Source organism: Nocardia sp. NPDC059228, from assembly GCF_042754245.1.
Classification (GTDB): Bacteria; Actinomycetota; Actinomycetes; order Mycobacteriales; family Mycobacteriaceae; genus Nocardia.
Genome location: NZ_JBHZAL010000009.1, coordinates 205,715 through 223,230 on the forward strand (window position 1 = coordinate 205,715; position 17,516 = coordinate 223,230).

At 68.9% G+C, this 17,516-nt stretch carries 23 protein-coding genes; 8 read left to right on the forward strand and 15 right to left on the reverse strand.

The window, feature by feature from the left end; all coding sequences use genetic code 11:
* Nucleotide 1: 1 nt before the first annotated feature.
* Both ACFXKA_RS17210 and ACFXKA_RS17215 read right to left on the reverse strand, forming a co-directional pair.
* Nucleotides 2-865, reverse strand: a complete 864-nt coding sequence (locus ACFXKA_RS17210) for an ABC transporter permease (RefSeq protein ID WP_379427958.1) — start codon at nt 863-865, stop codon at nt 2-4.
* The gene (locus ACFXKA_RS17215; RefSeq protein ID WP_379427959.1) at nt 865-1,701 is read right to left on the reverse strand and encodes an ABC transporter permease; all 837 of its coding nucleotides are present in this window, start codon (nt 1,699-1,701) and stop codon (nt 865-867) included. The genes ACFXKA_RS17210 and ACFXKA_RS17215 overlap by 1 nt, the downstream gene beginning before the upstream one ends.
* 384 nt (nt 1,702-2,085) lie before the next feature.
* Between ACFXKA_RS17215 and ACFXKA_RS17220 the strand changes: the two genes are divergently transcribed.
* Nucleotides 2,086-2,316 carry a nuclear transport factor 2 family protein gene (locus tag ACFXKA_RS17220; RefSeq protein WP_379427960.1) on the forward strand — a complete coding sequence of 77 codons (231 nt, stop codon included), beginning with the start codon at nt 2,086-2,088 and terminating at the stop codon, nt 2,314-2,316.
* On the opposite strand, the gene ACFXKA_RS17225 is transcribed toward ACFXKA_RS17220, so the two are convergent.
* Nucleotides 2,317-3,402, reverse strand: a complete 1,086-nt coding sequence (locus ACFXKA_RS17225) for a calcium:proton antiporter (RefSeq protein WP_379427961.1) — start codon at nt 3,400-3,402, stop codon at nt 2,317-2,319.
* Between the two features lie 105 nt (nt 3,403-3,507).
* Here ACFXKA_RS17225 and ACFXKA_RS17230 point away from each other — a divergent pair, with 105 nt between their 5' ends.
* Nucleotides 3,508-4,242, forward strand: a complete 735-nt coding sequence (locus ACFXKA_RS17230; protein WP_354850250.1) for a VIT family protein — start codon at nt 3,508-3,510, stop codon at nt 4,240-4,242.
* Here the strand turns inward: ACFXKA_RS17230 and ACFXKA_RS17235 are convergent.
* The 3 genes from ACFXKA_RS17235 to ACFXKA_RS17245 all read right to left on the reverse strand — a co-directional run bounded on the left by ACFXKA_RS17235 (nt 4,239) and on the right by ACFXKA_RS17245 (nt 6,452).
* The gene (locus ACFXKA_RS17235) at nt 4,239-4,661 is read right to left on the reverse strand and encodes a hypothetical protein (protein ID WP_379427962.1); all 423 of its coding nucleotides are present in this window, start codon (nt 4,659-4,661) and stop codon (nt 4,239-4,241) included. The two genes, ACFXKA_RS17230 and ACFXKA_RS17235, sit on opposite strands and share 4 nt — an antisense overlap.
* A gap of 32 nt (nt 4,662-4,693) precedes the next feature.
* A complete protein-coding gene (locus tag ACFXKA_RS17240) occupies nt 4,694-5,251 on the reverse strand; it encodes a hypothetical protein (RefSeq protein WP_379427963.1) in 558 nt (185 codons plus the stop codon).
* A gap of 157 nt (nt 5,252-5,408) precedes the next feature.
* On the reverse strand, nt 5,409-6,452 hold the full coding sequence (locus ACFXKA_RS17245) for an NAD(P)-dependent alcohol dehydrogenase (protein ID WP_379427964.1): 1,044 nt from the start codon (nt 6,450-6,452) through the stop codon (nt 5,409-5,411).
* A 132-nt stretch (nt 6,453-6,584) separates the two neighbouring features.
* Between ACFXKA_RS17245 and ACFXKA_RS17250 the strand changes: the two genes are divergently transcribed.
* The 3 genes from ACFXKA_RS17250 (at nt 6,585) to ACFXKA_RS17260 (ending at nt 9,511) form a co-directional block, all read left to right on the forward strand.
* On the forward strand, nt 6,585-7,382 hold the full coding sequence (locus ACFXKA_RS17250) for a helix-turn-helix transcriptional regulator (protein ID WP_354850241.1): 798 nt from the start codon (nt 6,585-6,587) through the stop codon (nt 7,380-7,382).
* Nucleotides 7,383-7,459: 77 nt separating this feature from the next.
* Nucleotides 7,460-8,122 (forward strand): PadR family transcriptional regulator, encoded by a 663-nt coding sequence (locus tag ACFXKA_RS17255; RefSeq protein ID WP_379427965.1) that lies wholly within the window; start codon nt 7,460-7,462, stop codon nt 8,120-8,122.
* 189 nt (nt 8,123-8,311) lie between these two features.
* On the forward strand, nt 8,312-9,511 hold the full coding sequence (locus tag ACFXKA_RS17260) for an FAD-dependent oxidoreductase (protein WP_379427966.1): 1,200 nt from the start codon (nt 8,312-8,314) through the stop codon (nt 9,509-9,511).
* A gap of 72 nt (nt 9,512-9,583) precedes the next feature.
* On the opposite strand, the gene ACFXKA_RS17265 is transcribed toward ACFXKA_RS17260, so the two are convergent.
* Both ACFXKA_RS17265 and ACFXKA_RS17270 read right to left on the reverse strand, forming a co-directional pair.
* The gene (locus tag ACFXKA_RS17265; RefSeq protein ID WP_379427967.1) at nt 9,584-9,766 is read right to left on the reverse strand and encodes a hypothetical protein; all 183 of its coding nucleotides are present in this window, start codon (nt 9,764-9,766) and stop codon (nt 9,584-9,586) included.
* A 134-nt stretch (nt 9,767-9,900) separates the two neighbouring features.
* Nucleotides 9,901-10,557 carry a TetR/AcrR family transcriptional regulator gene (locus ACFXKA_RS17270; RefSeq protein ID WP_354850230.1) on the reverse strand — a complete coding sequence of 219 codons (657 nt, stop codon included), beginning with the start codon at nt 10,555-10,557 and terminating at the stop codon, nt 9,901-9,903.
* A gap of 121 nt (nt 10,558-10,678) precedes the next feature.
* Here ACFXKA_RS17270 and ACFXKA_RS17275 point away from each other — a divergent pair, with 121 nt between their 5' ends.
* From ACFXKA_RS17275 to ACFXKA_RS17285, 3 genes are all read left to right on the forward strand, one after another.
* Entirely contained in the window at nt 10,679-11,554 is an 876-nt protein-coding gene (locus tag ACFXKA_RS17275) for an oxidoreductase (protein ID WP_379427968.1), read from the forward strand.
* Between the two features lie 90 nt (nt 11,555-11,644).
* The gene (locus tag ACFXKA_RS17280; protein WP_379427969.1) at nt 11,645-12,121 is read left to right on the forward strand and encodes a transcriptional regulator; all 477 of its coding nucleotides are present in this window, start codon (nt 11,645-11,647) and stop codon (nt 12,119-12,121) included.
* A gap of 47 nt (nt 12,122-12,168) precedes the next feature.
* Entirely contained in the window at nt 12,169-12,525 is a 357-nt protein-coding gene (locus ACFXKA_RS17285) for a DUF3817 domain-containing protein (protein ID WP_354850312.1), read from the forward strand.
* An 87-nt stretch (nt 12,526-12,612) separates the two neighbouring features.
* On the opposite strand, the gene ACFXKA_RS17290 is transcribed toward ACFXKA_RS17285, so the two are convergent.
* From ACFXKA_RS17290 to ACFXKA_RS17320, 7 genes are all read right to left on the reverse strand, one after another.
* Nucleotides 12,613-13,221 (reverse strand): non-canonical purine NTP pyrophosphatase, encoded by a 609-nt coding sequence (locus tag ACFXKA_RS17290; RefSeq protein ID WP_379427970.1) that lies wholly within the window; start codon nt 13,219-13,221, stop codon nt 12,613-12,615.
* Nucleotides 13,218-13,988 carry a ribonuclease PH gene (gene rph, locus ACFXKA_RS17295; protein ID WP_379427971.1) on the reverse strand — a complete coding sequence of 257 codons (771 nt, stop codon included), beginning with the start codon at nt 13,986-13,988 and terminating at the stop codon, nt 13,218-13,220. Before rph ends, ACFXKA_RS17290 begins: the two co-directional genes overlap by 4 nt.
* Nucleotides 13,989-14,060: 72 nt before the next feature.
* The gene (locus tag ACFXKA_RS17300) at nt 14,061-14,825 is read right to left on the reverse strand and encodes a cyclic nucleotide-degrading phosphodiesterase (protein ID WP_379427972.1); all 765 of its coding nucleotides are present in this window, start codon (nt 14,823-14,825) and stop codon (nt 14,061-14,063) included.
* A gap of 68 nt (nt 14,826-14,893) precedes the next feature.
* A complete protein-coding gene (locus ACFXKA_RS17305) occupies nt 14,894-15,598 on the reverse strand; it encodes a rhomboid family intramembrane serine protease (protein ID WP_379427973.1) in 705 nt (234 codons plus the stop codon).
* Between the two features lie 87 nt (nt 15,599-15,685).
* On the reverse strand, nt 15,686-16,648 hold the full coding sequence (locus tag ACFXKA_RS17310; protein ID WP_379427974.1) for a PLP-dependent cysteine synthase family protein: 963 nt from the start codon (nt 16,646-16,648) through the stop codon (nt 15,686-15,688).
* A gap of 2 nt (nt 16,649-16,650) precedes the next feature.
* Nucleotides 16,651-16,929 carry a MoaD/ThiS family protein gene (locus ACFXKA_RS17315; protein ID WP_354850207.1) on the reverse strand — a complete coding sequence of 93 codons (279 nt, stop codon included), beginning with the start codon at nt 16,927-16,929 and terminating at the stop codon, nt 16,651-16,653.
* A gap of 50 nt (nt 16,930-16,979) precedes the next feature.
* Nucleotides 16,980-17,411, reverse strand: a complete 432-nt coding sequence (locus tag ACFXKA_RS17320) for a M67 family metallopeptidase (RefSeq protein WP_354850204.1) — start codon at nt 17,409-17,411, stop codon at nt 16,980-16,982.
* Nucleotides 17,412-17,516: the final 105 nt, after the last annotated feature.

A 17,516-nucleotide genomic window follows, 5' to 3' on the forward strand; every position in this document is an offset into this window, starting at 1 on the left:
CCTACCCCGTGAACGTAATCGCCGAGTTGAAGCCCCACAGGGACAGCGACAGCACCATGTCCATGGCCACGATGGCCACCGAACTCGCGCGCACCGCCTTACCCGAGGCGATACCCACGCCCTCCGGCCCGCCGGTCGCGAAAAAGCCGAAGTAGCAATGGATCAGGATGACCACCACCGCGAACACGGCCACCTTGACCACCGCGGCGATCACGTCGAACCCGGACACGAACTGGAAGAAGTAATGGTCGTACACACCGGCAGACGCCCCGTGCACCAGCGTGATCAGCCCGCGGCAGGCCGCGTAGGACAGGATCAGCGCGATCAGGAAGGTCGGCACGATGGCGACCGCGCCCGCGAGCACGCGGGTGGTCACCACGAAGGGAACCGAACGCAGACCGAGGGATTCGATGGCGTCGATCTCCTCGGAGATACGCATCGACCCGATCTCGGCGGTCATGCGGCAGCCCGCCTGCGCGGCGAACCCGATGGCGGCGACGATCGGCGCCAGCTCACGGGTGGTGGCGTAGGCCGACACCAGGCCGGACACCGGGCCCATGCCCAGCATGTCCAGCGTGGTGAACGACTCCACCGCCACCGACGCGCCCATCACCAGGCCGAGCACGATCATCATCGGCACGGTCCCGCCGCCCACGATGACCGAGCCGCGGCCCCAGGTCATGTCCGAGATGGCCCGCATGGTCTCGCTGCGATAGCGCCTGAGCGTCAACGGAATCGAGGACAGCACCTGCCAGACGAAGGCCAGCGTGAAGCCCAGGTTCTCCACCCGGCGCAGGATCAGGCCACGGCGGCGATAGGCGCGCGCGGCCCAGCCCAGCCCCTTGGGCACATAGGTTGCCGACATCAGGCCAGCCTCGTGGGCAGGAAGAGATCGGTGATCTGGGTGGCGACCAGATTGACGGTCACGATCGACACCACCGACAGCACCACCGCGGCGTTCACGGCGTCGGCGACACCCCGCGGGCCGCCCTTCGCCTCGAGCCCGCGCTGGCAGGCGATGATCACCACGAGGAAGCCGAAGATCACGGCCTTCAACAGCGACACCCACACATCGGCGGTGGTGGTGAAGGATCCGAAGGTGGACCAGTACGAGCCCGGCGTCACGCCCTGCCCGCCGATGGCAACGCCGTAGCCGGCGAGCACGCCCACGAAGATGATGAGCACGTTCAGCAGCGGCGCGACAAAGACCATGGCCACCAGGCGCGGGATCACCAGCCGGTGAATCGGGCTGATGCCCATGGTGTTCAGCGCGTCGATCTCCTCGCGAATGGTGCGCGCACCCAGATCCGCGGCCAGTGCCGCGGCGCCCGCGCCGCCCAGCAGGAAGCCGGTGGCCAAAGGCGCGCCCTGTTTGATGACGCCCAGGCCGCCGGTCGCGCCCAGCAGCGAATCCGCGCCCAGGGTGTGAATCAGATTGCCCACCTGGACCGAAACGATGACACCGAACGGAATCGCGATGAGCACGGCCGGAATCGCGGTCACGGTAATGAGCCGCCAGGCCTGGAGAATGGCTTCTTTCCATTGGAATTGGCGGCGCGCGATATCGGCGACGGTACCGATCACCGCTTCCTCGGCAATTCCGACCGCGCGACCGAAGGTACGCAGCGACGCCACCGAGGTGCTGGAGAAGTTGTCACGCACGATGCGCACGGCGGACCGATTATGGACGGCCCGGGTCATCGCAGGACTGCTACTTCGAGACGCCGGAACCGACGTGTGGTGGCGAGCTTCAAATTTCTTCTCCGTGATCGGCAACACTGCCTGCCATCAAAGCTAATGGTTACGCGGAGTTACAACAAATCGACCCGAGGTGTGATCGGAACCTCTAAGTTACCTACCGGTACATCCGGAGTTGATCCCGGTCAGGGGGACGAATGACCATGTGACCTGCTGTTCTAGAACGTGTTATCAGAGCAGATCAGCTATGACTATGACGCCGAGCACGCCCCCGGCGAACCCTCGGCGAGGCGGTTTCGCGGCCCTCAGCCATACCTGAAGCCGAATTGAGTGATCTCGCAGCAACCTCCGATTTCACATCGAACCCACGCGCAACCCGGACTGTGCGTGTTCACTGTCGTTGTGGACAACACGGTGTCGGCGGTCCTGCACACGATCGAAGCCGGCGACTGGGCGGAATTCGCGAAACTGGTGCACCCCTATGTGCATTGGACCGAGGACGGCGTCACCACCCGCGGACGAACCCGCGTCATGGCGCTGCTGTCCCGGCACGATGCCACCAATCCCGCGACGTCCTACGAACTGCGCGACGGCCAGATCTATCGCTGGAACTCCTGATTACGGACTGATCGCCAGAAAAACGAAGGCCGAGAACAACACCAGGTGCACACAGCCCTGGAGCAGGGTCGCGCGTCCGGGCACCACGGTGAGCGCGCCGACCACCACGGTCAATGCCAGTAGCACCATCTGGGTCGCGCCCAGGCCGAGCATGAGCGGGCCCTCGATCCAGACCGAGGCGAGCGCGATGGCCGGAATGGTCAGGCCGATACTGGCCATGGCCGAACCCAGCGCCAGATTCAGCGAGATCTGCACCCGGTCGCGGCGCGCAGTACGCACGGCCGCAATGGTTTCGGGCAGCAGCACCAGCATCGCGATCACCACACCGACCGCGGACTGCGGCAGCCCGGCCGCGGCGATACCGGATTCGATATTCGGTGTGTCCACCTTCGCCAGCCCGACCACGCCGATCAGGGCAATCAGCAGCAAACCCAGACTCAGCAACGCCTGCCCGCGGGTGGGCGGCTCCTCGTGCTCATCCTCGACCGCCTCGATCCCCTCGACGGGCAGGAAGTCGCCCGGATGCCGGACCGTCTGCACCATGACGAAGACGCCGTAGAGAACCAGCGACGCCACGGCGGCGAAGGCCAGCTGCGAGGTCGAGAACACCGGGCCGGGCTCGCTGGTGGTGAAGGTCGGCAGCACGAGACTCAGGGTCGCGAGCGTCGCGACCGTGGCCAGCGCCGCGCCGGTGCCCTCGGCATTGAAGACCGCCACCCGCCGCCGCAGCGCGCCCACCAGCAGCGAGAGGCCGAAAATGCCGTTGCACGTGATCATTACGGCGGCGAAGACGGTGTCGCGGGCCAGCGAGGCGGACTTCTCCGGACTGGACACCATGAGCGTGACGATCAGCCCGACCTCGATGATGGTCACCGCCACCGCCAGGATCAGCGATCCGAACGGCTCGCCCACCCGGTGCGCGACCGTCTCCGCGTGGTGCACCGCGGCCAGCACCGCGCCGATCAGCACGGCTCCCACCAGTACCGCCGGGACCGGGCTCAGCCGCCGGCCCCAGGCCACCACCAGCACCGCGGCGCCCAGCACCGGGAGGATGGCCGACCAGTACCGCCCGCAGAAACCCACCATGACCCCATCGTTGCAGCAAACCGTCCGCACACCCCGTAAATGGGAGCGATGCCTCCTCCGAACGCATTACCGCATGAGTGCGTCCCGGTGAATTAGGCTGCCCACGTGGACGACACCGGAGCCGCCGACGCAGCGCGACCGCACCCGCACGAGCCGCACGACGAGGGCCTCGCCGCCCGCCTCAACTGGTTGCGGGCCGGCGTGCTGGGCGCCAATGACGGCATCGTCTCCACCGCAGGCCTGGTGGTCGGTGTCGCCGCCGCGTCCACCGACTCCAGCGCCATCCTCACCGCGGGCGTCGCGGGTCTGGCCGCCGGCGCCATCTCCATGGCGGTCGGCGAATACGTCTCGGTCAGCACCCAGCGCGACTCCGAGCGCGCCCTGCTGTCCAAGGAGAAGCGGGAACTGGCCGAGGAGCCGGAATACGAACTGGCCGAACTGACCCAGATCTACCGGGCCAAGGGACTGTCCGCCGAGACCGCCCGCCAGGTGGCCCAGGAACTCACCGCACACGACGCCTTCGCCGCCCACGCCGAGGCCGAATTGGGTTTGGACCCACACGAACTCACCAATCCGTGGCAGGCCGCGCTGTCGTCGGCCGTCTCCTTCACCATCGGCGCCATCCTGCCGATCCTGGCCATCCTGCTGCCCCCGACCCAGTGGCGCATCCCCGTCTGTTTCGCCGCCGTGCTGGTGGCGCTGGCCCTGACCGGGTCGGTGAGCGCCCGGCTCGGTGGCAGCAATCCACGCCGCGCCGTGCTCCGGGTGGTCATCGGTGGTGCGCTGGCCATGGCGGTCACCTACGGAATCGGCCAGCTGGCAGGGGTTTCCGGACTCTAGCCGGAGGGCCGGCCCGAATCCTCCGGCGGCGCGGGCGGATTCGCCGGCCCACCATCCGGGCCCACCGGCGCCGGGATGTTCACCGGATGCGGTGCGACGGGCGCCGGAATCACCACTGGCGGAGCCGGATCGGAGGCCCGTCCCGGAGCGGACGGGACCTGCTCGGCGGGAGGGGCGTTGGGCGGGCGCGGGGCGGGCGCGACATTGGGCGGATGCGGAGCGGGCGCGAAATGGTCGTGCCGCGGGCGGGGGACATTCACGATCGAGGTATCGGCGATCGGGCGATCACCGGACGAGGTGAGCCAGATGCCCGCCCCGACAGCCACCGCCATGAGGACGGCGGCCAGGACCACGCGGGCCAGCCGCCGGGGATCGATATCGCCTCGATCGCGCCGGATCTCGTCTGCCGTGCCCAGCATGGCTGTCCTCCTTCGGTTTCCGGCCGCGACAACTAGGGAGCGGGCGGGGGCGGGGGTGGCACCAGGAACGGGAGGATCGGGGCCAGAATGTCGGGCAGTGCGGGGGCCGGTGGTGGAGGCGGCGCCGCGGGAGCGGGAGCGGGTGCGGGCGGCTCGGGAGCCACCTGGACCGGCGCGGGCGGAGGGACGTATTGCTCGGTTTGCGGGGCGGGGGCGGGGGCGGGGGCGGGCACGGGCGCAGAGGCGGGTGCAGGATTCTGCGCTGCGGCCGGGGCGGGCGGGGGTGGTGACGGAGCGGCGGAGGTGGCAGACCGGGGCGCCTGGGGCTGCGCCTTGACGGACACCGGGGCGGTGGACGTGGAAGCCGGTGGGGTGTCCGGTGTTTCGGCGCCGCCGGGTCTGTCGAGCGCGGCCCACATGGTGCCGCCGATGAAGGCGATGATCACGCTGAACGAGAGGACCAGGAGGCCGCCGAGCACCTTGGCGGGCATCGTCCCCACCGCGGTCAGACCAGGGGTCCCGTCATTCGCGGCGACGGCGGGCTCCTCCCCCGCCGCACCGGGTCTCTCGCGTACCGCGCCCACCGCCATCGGGGAACTCCTTCGGCTCGAAGCACACGCTCGTAGATCCGAAATGCTTCTCCTTCAAGGCACGGTACACAGATTTGCTGATTATCTGAACCGGCTACAAGGTAAGGAAATAGTTCCAGGTAGATATCTATCCGAACCGATTGCCGGAAAGTTGCGCTCAATCCAGGGTGAGCACCACCTTGCCGAACGGGTCACCGGTCTCGAAGTATTCGAACGCCTCGACCGCCCGCTCGAACGGATACACCCGATCGATCACCGGCCGCATGCCGTGCTCGGCCATGGTGCGGTTCATGAACTCCAGATCCGCCCGGCTGCCCACCGCGACGCGGCGCAAGCCGACATACTTGCCGCCCAGCGGATCGGCGGGCTGCTGCCCCGGCTCGGCCGGGAAGGCCCCGATCAGCACGACCTCGCCGTTGTAGGCCGTGGCCGCAAGGGATTTCGCCAGCGTCCGCTTGCCCACCGCCTCCACCACGCGCTCTACGCCCAGGCCGTCGGTGAGCTCCAGCACCACCCGCTCCCAGTCCGGGGTCACGGTCCGGTCCACCACCTCGTCCGCGCCCAGCTTGCGCAGGCGCTCACCCTTCTCCGGCGACGAGGTGAGGGAGATGACCTGCGCGCCCAGCATTTTCGCGTGCTGCACCGCGAAGAGGCCGACCGGACCCGAGCCGACCGTGAGCACGGTGTCGCCGGGGCCGACCGGCACCGGCTTGGTCACCGCGGCCCAGGCCACCAGACCCGCGCAGGTGAGGGCCGCGGCTTCCGCATCGGTGAGATACGGCGGCACCTGCACCACCGAATCCTCTTCCAGCAGCACATAGGTCGCGAGCCAGCCGTCGTGGGTCGCGCCGTACTGCTCACCGCTCAGCGCCTGGGTCTGCGGGCCGTCGTTCCAGCCGACGAAGTAGGTGCCCATCACCCGGTCGCCCAGCGCCGCGCGGGTCACGCCCGCACCCAGGCCGATCACCTCACCGACGCCGTCCACCAGCGGCACCACGCCCGGCCGGGCCGCCACCGGGTAGGTGCCCTCCATCAGCATGATGTCGCGCCGGTTCAGGGAGGCTGCGCGCACCCGCACCAGCACCTGATGCGGTCCGGGGACCGGCGCCGCCTGCACCGCCATGCTCAATCCGGCCATGCCGCGCAGCGGATCCAGGTGGTAGGCAACACCATTCGGGTTCTGATCATGTCCATCGCTCATGGCTCCGAGTCTGTGCCGCGCCGGCCGCCGCCGCGATTCCCTGCAGGGAATGATCAAGACGCGGCCGCCCTGCCGTGTGACGATTCCCCGGAGGGAATCGCGACGCGACACCCCCTCGAACACAGTGGAGGTATGACGACCATGGCCCCGGCCACGACCACACCGTTCGCACAGCAGCTCCGCGGCTGGCGGACACGGCGGCGGTTGAGTCAGCTCGATCTGGCCATCGCCGCCGAGACCAGCCAGCGGTATCTGAGCTTCCTGGAGCAGGGGCGCTCGCAGCCGGGACGGATCATGGTGGTCCGCCTGGCCGAGGTGCTGGGACTGTCCCTGCGGGAGCGCAACGCAATGCTGCTGGCGGCCGGTTATGCGCCGATCTTTCCCGAATCCGCGCTGGACGCACCGGAACTCGACGCGGTCCGGCATGCGCTCGACACCATCCTGCAGGGGCATCTGCCGTATCCGGCCGTGGTGACCCGGCCGTTCGGCGTGCTGGTGGCGGCCAATCCCGGATTCGAGCTGCTGACCGAGGGCTGCGCACCGGAACTGCTGGAGCCCCCGATCAATGTGCTGCGGCTGGCCCTGCACCCGGACGGGCTGGCCCGGCGGGTGGAGAACCTGCCGGAGTGGGGGCGGCACGTCACCGACAGCCTCCGCAATCGCGCGGGCCGCAGCCCCGATCCCGCGCTGGACGCGCTCATCGCCGAACTCGACGGCTATCTGCCGCCGGTGGAACCGGGCCCGGGACATCTGGGTTTCGCCGTACCGCTGCGACTGCGGTCCGAGGCCGGCGAGCTGCGGCTCATCACCACTGTCACCTCGTTCGCGACGGCCACCGACATCACCCTGTCCGAGCTGCACCTCGAGGCGTTCCTGCCCGCCGACCAGGCCACCTCCGACCACTTGCGCGCCCGCTTCGCCCGCGCGTAGACGAGCTCGATTCCGGCCGGATGCTTGTCGCCGAATACTCGTAGACGTATATTCGTAGTCGAGTAAGGAGGTGCCGGATGGCCCGCAAGCGCAAGGTCGCCAATCTGATGGGGCTGGCGGTGCTGTCCGCCGTCGTCGTCAAACCCATGCATCGATACGAGATCGCCGCGCAGTTGCGGGCATGGGGCAAGGACAACGACATGGGCGTCAAGTGGGGCTCGCTCTACACGGTCGTGGACAACCTCGCCAAGCACGGCTTCCTCGAGATCGCGGGCAGCGAACGCGACGGCGCCCGGCCGGAACGGACCATCTACCGGATCACCGACGCCGGGCGCGCCGAACTCACCGACTGGACCAGGGAACTCATCGCCGACCCCGAGCCGGAGAAGCGCCGCTTCATGGCCGGGCTGTCCGTCGCGTCGGTGCTGCCGCCCGACGAGGTCGTCGAGCTGCTCACCCAGCGAATCACCAAGCTGGACCGGACCATTGCCGAGAACCGCACCCAATTGGCCGCCCTGGACGGCACGGTGCCGCGGCTGTTCCTGATCGAAGAGGACTACGAGCTGGCCATGCTGGCGGCGGAGTCCGAATGGGCACGCGCGCTGCGCGATTCGCTCGCCGACGGCAGCTTCCCGGACGTGGAGGGCTGGCGGGCCTGGCATCGCGACGGCGTCATGCCCGCCGACATCGCCGAGCCGGCGGAAGGGGGAGCCGACACACCGCAGTCCCAGCACGACTGATCCACATGGACCGGGCCCCGGCGAGGGTGCTGCAACACCGCCGCCGAAGCCCGGGAACACACCGTCTCGAACCGCGTCCGTGCAGGCGAACCCGGCGCCGAGTTTGGCAACTACAGGATAACTGGGTTCTCCACGCGCGGGACGGTTCGGGGTTTTCGACACCCTGCGAACACTTCTCGGGAGAGAACCATGTCCATTCGTTCCGCACTCGTCGTCGGCGGCGGCATCTCCGGCCCCGTCACCGCCACCGCGCTCCATAAATCCGGTATCGACGTCACCGTCTTCGAGGCCTATCCGGGTCCCGCCTACGGCATCGGCTCCAACCTGGCGCTCGCGCCCAACGGCGTGGCCGCGCTCGACATCGTCGGGGCCGGCAACGCGGTGCGCGCCCACGCGGTGCCCATCAGCCGATCCTCGATGTCGGTCAACGGCAAGCGATTCGAGCTGCCCGGCATGACCGATATCGAGCCGCTGCGGGTGATCGACCGCGCCGACCTGCACCGGGTACTGCACGACAGTGCCGTCGCCGCCGGGGTGCGCTTCGAGTACGACAAGCGGCTCATCGAGGTGGAGGAGCACGCGGGCGGGGTGACCGCCATCTTCGCCGACGGCAGCAGCGCGACCGCGGATGTCCTCATCGGCGCGGACGGGATCCGCTCCACCGTGCGCACCCTGGTCGATCCGAAAGCCCCCGGGCCGACGTATCTGCGCATGCTCAGCTTCGGCGCGTACACCGACTGCCCGATCGGCCTGGAGCCGGGCATGATGACCTTCGCCTTCGGCCGGCGCGCCTACTACCTGTACTGGGCCATGCCCGACGGGCGGGTCTCATGGGGCGCGAATCTGCCCAGCGAGCAGTACTACTCGCTGACCGAGGCCCGGGCCGTCCCCGCCGAGCAGTGGCTGCGCACGCTGCGCGAAACCTACGCCGGGGAGGATCCGGGCGAGCAGCTGGCCCGCAGCACCACCCCGGCGCAGCTGGCCGTGATCGGCGCGCTGCACATCATGCCGCCGGTGCCGCACTGGTACCGGGGCCGGCTGGTACTCACCGGCGACGCCATCCACGCGCCCAGCAACACCTCCGGGCAGGGTGCCTCGCTGGCCATCGAGAGCGGGATCGAGCTGGCCCGGTGCCTGCGCGATATCGACGATCCGGCACGGGCTTTCGCCACCTACGAGGCGCTGCGGCGGCCGCGGGTGGAGGGGGTCGCGGCCCGCGTCGCCCGGATGAACCAGACCAAGGCCGCCGGGCCCGTCGCCCGCAAGGCCATGCAGCTGATGATGCCGCTGCTGTTCAAGCGGATGGATCCGGAGAAGATGCTGGGCGGTGAGCAGCGCTTCCGGATCGACTGGGACGCCACCGTGCGGCCCGCCACCGTGTCCGCCTGACCCTCGAGCGGCTCGGCCGTCGAAAGCCGATGCCCCGCTGCGTATTCCGCGGCGGGGCATCGGACGCCACGGTCAGCTCACCGGCAGGACGTCCGGGCTGCGCCGCCTGCGGCGGGACCCGCGCCTCGACAGCGACAGCGTCCGCACTCCGGACGCGGTCGCCGAAACACCCTGCACGTATTGCAGATACGCGGGTAGGTAGGTCATGGTGCCCGGCAGCGCGAAGCCGACGATGAAGCTCAGGATCGAGCACACCGTGAACACATTGCTTCGGTCGCCAGCTCAGGTGGTCGGTGAACAGACCGCCCAGCGTCGGCCCGATGTGTGGCAACGACCCGGCACCTCGGCCACGCCAGCAGAGCGACCGATCAGTTCGTGTGCGGCACCGGTCAGTTCGCGCGCACCGCGTACCCGCCGAGCGCGGGTTCGAGGGTGTCGAAGGCAGCGGCCACCTGCTCGCCCAGCAGCGCGGCGATGGCGTCGTTCGACTCTCCCGCGACCGTCCGCCGCAGCACCTCCTCGAACAGGGTGCGATGCACGCCGCCCAGCAGCGCGGCCGCGAGCCGGGCAGTGAAATCATCTGCGGTGCAATCGGTTTCCCGCGCCAGCACCTCGGCCAGCCGCCGCTCCCGGTCCTCGTGGAACTCCCGCAGCCGCGCCACCAGCGCGGGGCTGCCGGTGATCAGGGCGGCGAAGTCCGACCCGGAGAATCCGGCGAGCACGGCATCCTGGTCGGCGACCGCGGCCAGATACACCCGCCGCAGCGCGGCCAGCGCCGACTCACCGGCCCGCCGCTCGCGGACCGTGACCGCCGGACCCGCGACGAAGGCGTCGTGAATATCCAGCACCAGGTCTTCCTTGCGCGGGAAGTAGTTGGTCACGGTCATCTTGGCCACCTCGGCCGCCTCGGCGATCTCGGCGATGGTGACATTGTCGTAGCCGCGGTCCAGGAACAGCCGGGTGGCGGTGTTCGAGATGTTCTGTCTGGTCTGCAGCTTCTTGCGCTCGCGTAGGCCCAGCGGCGCGGCGGTGGGCGGAGATGCCATGAAACCATTATCATCACCATTTTATGACTGTCACAAGTTTGCCCCGGCCCGCGAGGGCTACCGCCGGAACTTACTCTGAAGTAAGGTCGAACAAACGACTCGAATTGTGAGGTCAGCAGCCATGGCATGGAAGCCCAGCGAAATCCCGGACCAGACCGGACGCACCTTCGTGATCACCGGCGCCAACGGCGGGCTCGGCGAGCAGACCACCAAGGCGCTCGCGGGCAAGGGCGCCACCGTCATCATGGCCTGCCGCAATGCCGCCAAGGCCCGGGAGGTGGCCGACCGCATCGAGGGTGACGTGAAGGTGGCGAGCCTGGACCTGGCCAGCCTCGACTCGGTGCGGCAGTTCGCCGAGGGCACAGGCGATTTCGACGTGCTCATCAATAACGCGGGCCTGATGAACATCCCGTTCTCCCGCACCAAGGACGGCTTCGAAACCCAGTGGGGCGTCAACCATCTCGGCCACTTCGCCCTGACGGGGCTGCTGCTGGACCGGATCGGCGACCGGGTGGTCACCCTGGCCTCCATCGCCCACAAGCAGACGCCCAAGCTGTGGATCGACGACCTCAACTACGAGCACCGCCGCTACCAGCGCAATCTCGCCTACGCGCAGGCCAAGCTGTCGAACCTGATGTTCGCCCGCGAACTGCAGCGGCGGCTGACCGAGGCCGGTTCGGCCAAGCGCTCCTACGCGGTACACCCGGGCGTCTCGGCGACCGACCTGTTCGCCCACACCGAAACCGTCCTCGACAAGATCTCGAAGCCGTTCATCCGGATCGTGGGCCAGTCCCCGTACCACGCGGCCTACTCCTCGCTGTTCGCCGCGACCAAGACCGACGCCGACCCGACCGTCTACTGGGGTCCCACCCGCTGGTTCGGCAGCCAGGGCCCGGTCGAGCCCTCGCCGTCCAGCAAGATCTCGCAGGATCCGGAACTGCAGCGCCGGCTCTGGACCGAGTCCGAGCGTCTGACCGGGGTAACCTACAAGTTCTGAGCTTCGTGCCCGGGGCCCGTCGCATCATCCGGTGCGGCGGGCCCTGCTGTTACCCACCTCCTACTACGCAGTGCGTAGTACCCAGGTACCGTGGAGTGCGTGTCCGCTCCCCATCGCCGCCCGGCTCTGATCGTGTTCGTGGTCGTGGCGTTCGCGGCATGCCTGGGGTTGGGCTACTGGCAGTGGACCCGTTTCGAGTCCGGCGGCGGCACCTATCAGAATCTCGGCTACGCGCTGCAATGGCCGTTGTTCGCCGGATTCGTGGTGTGGGCCTACGTCCGATTCGTGCGCCTGGAGCAGGAAGCCGAGCAGGACGACGCTCGGGTGTCCGAACCGGCCGCCGCGTCCACGCCGGCCGGCGCCCCCGCCGACCGGCCGCGCCGGCCGAGACCCACGGCGCCGCGCGAAATCCCGGCGGGCCTGCTGCCGGAGCGCCCGAAAGCCGCCCGGGACGAGGATCCCGAGCTCGCCGAATACAACAGGTACCTGGCCGATCTGCATGCCCGCGACATGGACGACAAGGTCCGTGACGCCGGTCTGCACCACACCGAGAGGAGCGCCGGTTGAGCACCCGCGACAACTCCGCACCATCCCCCGTCGCCGGTGACACCACGCTGGCACCCCGCCCACTCGGCGCCGCCGCGCCCGCGAAGATCCGCGGCGCGCTGACCCGCTACCGCGCGCTGGCCTACATCACCGGTGTCTGGCTGCTGGTGCTGTGCGGTGAGATGGTCTACAAGTACCTCATCCTCGACGACAGCGGCACCGCCCCGCACTGGCTGTTCTACATCGGCCAGGTGCACGGCATCTTCTACATGATCTACCTGGTCTTCACCATCGACCTCGGCATCAAGGCCCGCTGGAAGCCCGCCACCACGGCCCTGACCTGCATCGCGGGCACGATCCCGTTCCTGTCCTTCGTCTTCGAGCACTACCGCACCCGCGAGGTCAAAGCGGCCTTCGGCCTCTGACTGCGCGACACACGAACACGCGACACACGAACAGCCGAAAGGGGTTCGGGGACCTGGTCCCCGAACCCCTTTCGCGTCTACGGGAATTCAGTTGGCGGCGAGGGCCGCCAGCGCCGGGAGGAGCTGACGCAGGGCGCGGCCGCGGTGCGAGGCGGCATCCTTCTCGGCCGGGGTGAGCTGGGCGGAGGAGACGTCGCCGCCGTCCGGGAAGAACAGCGGGTCGTAGCCGAAGCCGCCGTCGCCCACCGGCTTCCGGCCGATCACACCCGGCCATACTCCGCGCACGACCTCCTCGACGCCGTCGGCGACCAGGGCGCAGGCGGAGACGAAGCGCGCGCCGCGGCGCTCGTCGGGGACGTCGCCGAGCTGGGCCAGCAGCAGGGTGTTGTTGGCCCCGTCATTGCCGTGAGTACCGGACCAGCGTGCCGACAGCACGCCGGGCATGCCGTTGAGCGCATCCACCTCGAGACCGGAATCGTCTGCGACGCAAGGCAATCCGGTGGCAGCGAAACCGTCGCGGGCCTTGGCGAGGGCATTGCCCTCGAAGGTGGCGGCGGTCTCGGGGGCCTCGTCGTAGGGCGGCACGTCGTTCAGCCCGACGATCTCGATGCCCGCGATACCGGCCTCATCCAGGATGCGGCGCAGCTCGTTCAGCTTCTTGGCATTGCGGCTGGCGACCAGAACGCGGCGGGTCATCGCTTCTTGGACTCCCCGGGCTCCGGCAACACGCCGGGGTACGGCAGCGCGAGAGCGGCCTTCTGCACCACGAACAGCTGCTCACAGCCCGCCAGCGCGGAATCGAGCAGCTTGTCCAGGGTGGAGCGCGGGAAGGTGGCGCCCTCGCCGGTGCCCTGGATCTCCACCAGGGTGCCGGTGTCGGTGGCGACCACGTTCATGTCGACCTCGGCGCGCGAATCCTCCTCGTACGGCAGGTCGAGGCGCACCCGGCCGTCGACCACGCCGACGCTCACCGCGGCGATGGCGCAGGAGATCGGTTGCGGGTCGATCAGTTTCCCGGCCGCGCCCAGGTAGGTGATGGCGTCCGAGAGCGCGACATACGCGCCGGTGATAGCGGCGGTGCGGGTGCCGCCGTCGGCCTGCAGCACGTCACAGTCCACCGCGATGGTGTTCTCGCCGATGGTCGACAGGTCGATGCAGGCGCGCAGCGAACGGCCGATCAGCCGCGAGATCTCCTGGGTGCGGCCACCGACCTTGCCCTTCACCGACTCTCGTCCCGAGCGGGTGTGCGTCGCGGCGGGCAGCATGGCGTATTCGGCCGTCAGCCAGCCCAATCCGGACTCGCGCCGCCACGGCGGCACCCCGTCGGTGACGCTCGCGGTGCACATCACCCGCGTCTGCCCGAACTCCACCAGCACGGACCCCGCCGGGTGCGTGGTGAAACCGCGGGTGATCCGTACGTCGCGGAGTTCGTCATCCGCCCTGCCATCGGCTCGTTTCGACACGGCCCTCAGCGTAGTGGCCCACGATCCGCTGTCGCCCGCGCCCCGCTGAATAGCGTCGGCGCGTGCCGAAGATCAGATGTCGAAGACCTCGCCCGGGGAGACCGCGTGCACGGGACCGCTGAAAACCGCCTTGGCTTCGGCGATGACGTCCTCGCGGGAGGTCCACGGGGGAATGTGGGTGAGGAGAAGTTCGCCGACACCGGCCTGGGCGGCGATCAGGCCCGCCTCGTGGCCGGAGAGGTGGATGCCCGGCGGGCGGTTGGCCGGGTCGTGCGTCCAGGAAGCCTCGGAGAGCAGAACGTCTGCGCCGCTGGCCAACTCGAAGACCTCGTCGCACAGGGCGGTGTCGCCGGTGTAGACGAGGGTGCGGCCGGCGGCGGTGGAGATGCGCAGGCCGTAGGACTCCGGCGGGTGGTACATGCGGCGGGCCTCGACGGTGTGGCCGGGGCCGAAGGACGCCGGAACATCCGCCTGCCAGACCCGCATGTCGATCACATCGGACCAGTCGTCGGTCTCGCCGCCGATCTCCGCCGAGGCGTTGCCGATTCGCAGCGCGGTATCGGTGGGGCCGTAGACGACGGCCTTACCCGTGGGCGGATTGGGGTGGTAGCGGCGCCACACCAGCAGGCCCGGCAAATCCAGGCAGTGGTCGGCGTGCAGGTGGGTCAGGAAGATGTCGACCTCACCCGGATCCAGGTGGCGCTGCAGCGCGCCGAGTACCCCGGGGCCGAAATCGATGACGGTCGGTGTCATATCCGGGCCGGTCAGCAGGTAACCCGACGCCGGGGAATCCGGGCCGGACACGCTGCCCGAGCACCCGAGGACGGTGAGGCGCATTCCCCCATGCTGCCACGCTGCATTCTCACTCAAGGAGGGATCCCCCAAATCGCCGACCGCGTCCAGCGTCACCCCTGCGACGCGAGACGGCCGGCGTCAGCCCCACGACGATGACGACGTTCATTCCCAGAGAGTACCCATCCGGCAACCACTCCACCTATCGCCCCGAAAAGATGTCCTTGCCAAGAGATTTCCGGGTTGCCGGGCAGAACGCCCCACAGGATCGAACCGTAGAGCACCGCCACCGCCACTCCGACCGCGATCTGCAACACATTTCGCGCGAACCAGCCCCAGCAGATCAGATATGTGAGCCAGCCGAACACCAGCACCGAGGCGCCGACCGACACGCTGTGCGGCGGCGCCGTGAACCACTGGCCCACCCCGGCGATCACCCAGATGATGGCCGTCGCCGTCAGCCCCCGCCCGATCCCGGTCAGCAGGGTGAGCAGCCCGAGCACGATCACGGGCAGTGTGTTCCCGAACAGATGCCCCCAATTGGCATGCAGCACAGGCGCGAACAGAATGCCGGGCAGCCCGTCCTCGCTGCGCGGCTTCACCCCCGCCTGATCCAGCTCGTTGCCGGTGAGGCTGTTGACCCCCTCCACGAGATACAGCAACGCCGTGAATCCCAGGGTCAGCACAATGGCACGCTGCCACAGCAACTTCAGAGCACCATTCCCGCCCGACCCGCCCGCCGGCTTCGCCAGCTGCCCTCGCAACCGCGCGATCCGATCCGGATCGAACGACGCGCCCATCCCGCTCCCGCCGCTCATAGCAAGACCTCCTAGCCGCCCTGCCCCGAGCCTACCGCCGCACCGAGCCGGACCGCCTCGGGGAAATCCCCGAGGCGCCGGGCCGAGTCAGGCCCAGAGCTGGCCGTCGAGCTTCTCCTCGGCCTCTTCGAGGGTGCCGTCGTAGGCGCCGGTGGAGAGGTATTTCCAGCCGCCGTCGGCGACGATGAAGGCGATGTCGGCGCGCTTGCCCGCCCGCTGTGCCTTCGTGGCGACGCCGAGGGCGGCGTGCAGGATGGCGCCGGTGGAGATGCCCGCGAAAATGCCCTCTTCGAGGATCAATTCGCGGGTGCGGCGGACGGCGTCGTAGGGGCCGACCGAGAAGCGGGAGGTCAGGACGGACTCGTCGTAGAGCTCGGGGACGAAGCCCTCGTCGAGATTACGCAGGCCGTAGACCAGTTCGCCGTAGCGCGGCTCGGCGGCGACGATGTCGATGCCGGGGACCTTTTCACGCAGGAAGCGGCCGGTGCCCATGAGCGTGCCGGTGGTGCCCAGACCCGCCACGAAGTGCGTGATCTCGGGCAGGTCGGCGAGGATCTCGGGGCCGGTGGTCTCGTAGTGCGCCAGTGAGTTGGCCGGATTGCCGTACTGGTAGAGCATCACCCAGTCCGGATTCTCCGCGGCGATCTGCTTGGCCAGCGCCACAGCCTGATTGGAGCCGCCCTCGGCCGGGGAGTCGATGATCTCGGCGCCGAACATGGTGAGCAGCTGCCGCCGCTCCACCGAGGTGTTCTCCGGCATCACGCACACCAGGTGATAGCCCTTGAGCTTGGCCGCCATGGCCAGCGAGATACCGGTATTGCCGCTGGTGGGTTCGAGAATCGTGCAGCCGGGCGTGAGCCGCCCGTCGGCCTCGGCCTGCTCGATCATGCGCAGCGCCGGGCGGTCCTTGATGGATCCGGTCGGATTGCGGTCCTCGAGCTTGGCCCACAGCCGCACGTGCTCGTCACCGTCCCACCGCGGGGACAGGTTCTTCAACCCCACCAGCGGGGTGTTGCCCAGTGTCGCGATCAGCGACTCGTAGCGCGCCACGATTAGCGCGCGCCGCCGGCGACCGCCGGGAGGATGGTGACGGTGCCGTTCTCGGGCACCTCGGCCTCGAGCCCGCCGCTGAAGCGGACATCCTCGTCGTCGACGTAGATGTTGACGTAGCGGTTGAGCTTGCCGTCCTTGAGCAGCTTCGCCTCCAGACCCGGGTAGTTGGCCTCCAGGTCGGCGATGAGGGCGGCCAGGGTCGCGCCCTGGGCCTGAACCCGCTTCTCGCCCTTGGTGATCGGACGCATGATGGTCGGGATGGACACGGTGACCGGCATGAGGGGGACTCCTTGTGTTGTTCCGGCGGGCGGGGTGCGCTGAAAGTCGTTCAGGCGTCGGCGGATTCGCTGTAGGCAGCGACGATCTCGACAGGTTCCTCGGTGACCTCGCCCTCGAGGATCCGATAGCTGCGCAGGTCGTGCCGCTCCGGATCGCGGGTGGAGATCAGCACGTAGTGGGCATTGGGCTCGGACGCGAAGGCGATGTCGGTGCGGCTCGGGTACGCCTCGGTGGCGGTGTGCGAGTGGTAGATGACCACCGGCTCCTCGTCGGCGGCATCCATCTCCCGCCACAGCCGCAGCTGCTCACCCGAGTCGAACTCGTAGAAGGTGGGCGAGCGCGCGGCATTGATCATGGGGATGAACCGCTCGGGCCGATCGGAGCCCTCGGGACCGGCGATGACACCGCACGCCTCGTCGGGGTGGTCGGCGCGCGCGTGCGCGACCATCGCCTCCACGAGGTCGGCCCTGATCACCAGCACAGTCGCATCCTTCCGCTCGACGCCCCCGGCCGAACGGCCGAAACGCTGTCGTCAACAGGTGAGACTAGGCGGCTATTCCCGATGAACCCGGTCACACCCCGGTGC

Bases quoted from the DNA above. Each gene is read 5' to 3' on its own strand.
- ACFXKA_RS17255 (WP_379427965.1), top strand. From the start codon at position 7,460: ATGGCCCGCAAGCGCAAGGTCGCCAATCTGATGGGGCTGGCGGTGCTG.
- ACFXKA_RS17210 (WP_379427958.1), bottom strand. From the start codon at position 865: ATGTCGGCAACCTATGTGCCCAAGGGGCTGGGCTGGGCCGCGCGCGCC.
- ACFXKA_RS17250 (WP_354850241.1), top strand. From the start codon at position 6,585: ATGACGACCATGGCCCCGGCCACGACCACACCGTTCGCACAGCAGCTC.
- ACFXKA_RS17270 (WP_354850230.1), bottom strand. From the start codon at position 10,557: ATGGCATCTCCGCCCACCGCCGCGCCGCTGGGCCTACGCGAGCGCAAG.
- ACFXKA_RS17225 (WP_379427961.1), bottom strand. From the start codon at position 3,402: ATGGTGGGTTTCTGCGGGCGGTACTGGTCGGCCATCCTCCCGGTGCTG.
- ACFXKA_RS17245 (WP_379427964.1), bottom strand. From the start codon at position 6,452: ATGAGCGATGGACATGATCAGAACCCGAATGGTGTTGCCTACCACCTG.
- ACFXKA_RS17305 (WP_379427973.1), bottom strand. From the start codon at position 15,598: ATGAGCGGCGGGAGCGGGATGGGCGCGTCGTTCGATCCGGATCGGATC.
- ACFXKA_RS17315 (WP_354850207.1), bottom strand. From the start codon at position 16,929: ATGCCGGTCACCGTGTCCATCCCGACCATCATGCGTCCGATCACCAAG.
- ACFXKA_RS17290 (WP_379427970.1), bottom strand. From the start codon at position 13,221: ATGACCCGCCGCGTTCTGGTCGCCAGCCGCAATGCCAAGAAGCTGAAC.
- ACFXKA_RS17300 (WP_379427972.1), bottom strand. From the start codon at position 14,825: ATGCGCCTCACCGTCCTCGGGTGCTCGGGCAGCGTGTCCGGCCCGGAT.
- ACFXKA_RS17240 (WP_379427963.1), bottom strand. From the start codon at position 5,251: ATGGCGGTGGGCGCGGTACGCGAGAGACCCGGTGCGGCGGGGGAGGAG.
- ACFXKA_RS17260 (WP_379427966.1), top strand. From the start codon at position 8,312: ATGTCCATTCGTTCCGCACTCGTCGTCGGCGGCGGCATCTCCGGCCCC.
- ACFXKA_RS17215 (WP_379427959.1), bottom strand. From the start codon at position 1,701: ATGACCCGGGCCGTCCATAATCGGTCCGCCGTGCGCATCGTGCGTGAC.
- ACFXKA_RS17235 (WP_379427962.1), bottom strand. From the start codon at position 4,661: ATGCTGGGCACGGCAGACGAGATCCGGCGCGATCGAGGCGATATCGAT.
- ACFXKA_RS17275 (WP_379427968.1), top strand. From the start codon at position 10,679: ATGGCATGGAAGCCCAGCGAAATCCCGGACCAGACCGGACGCACCTTC.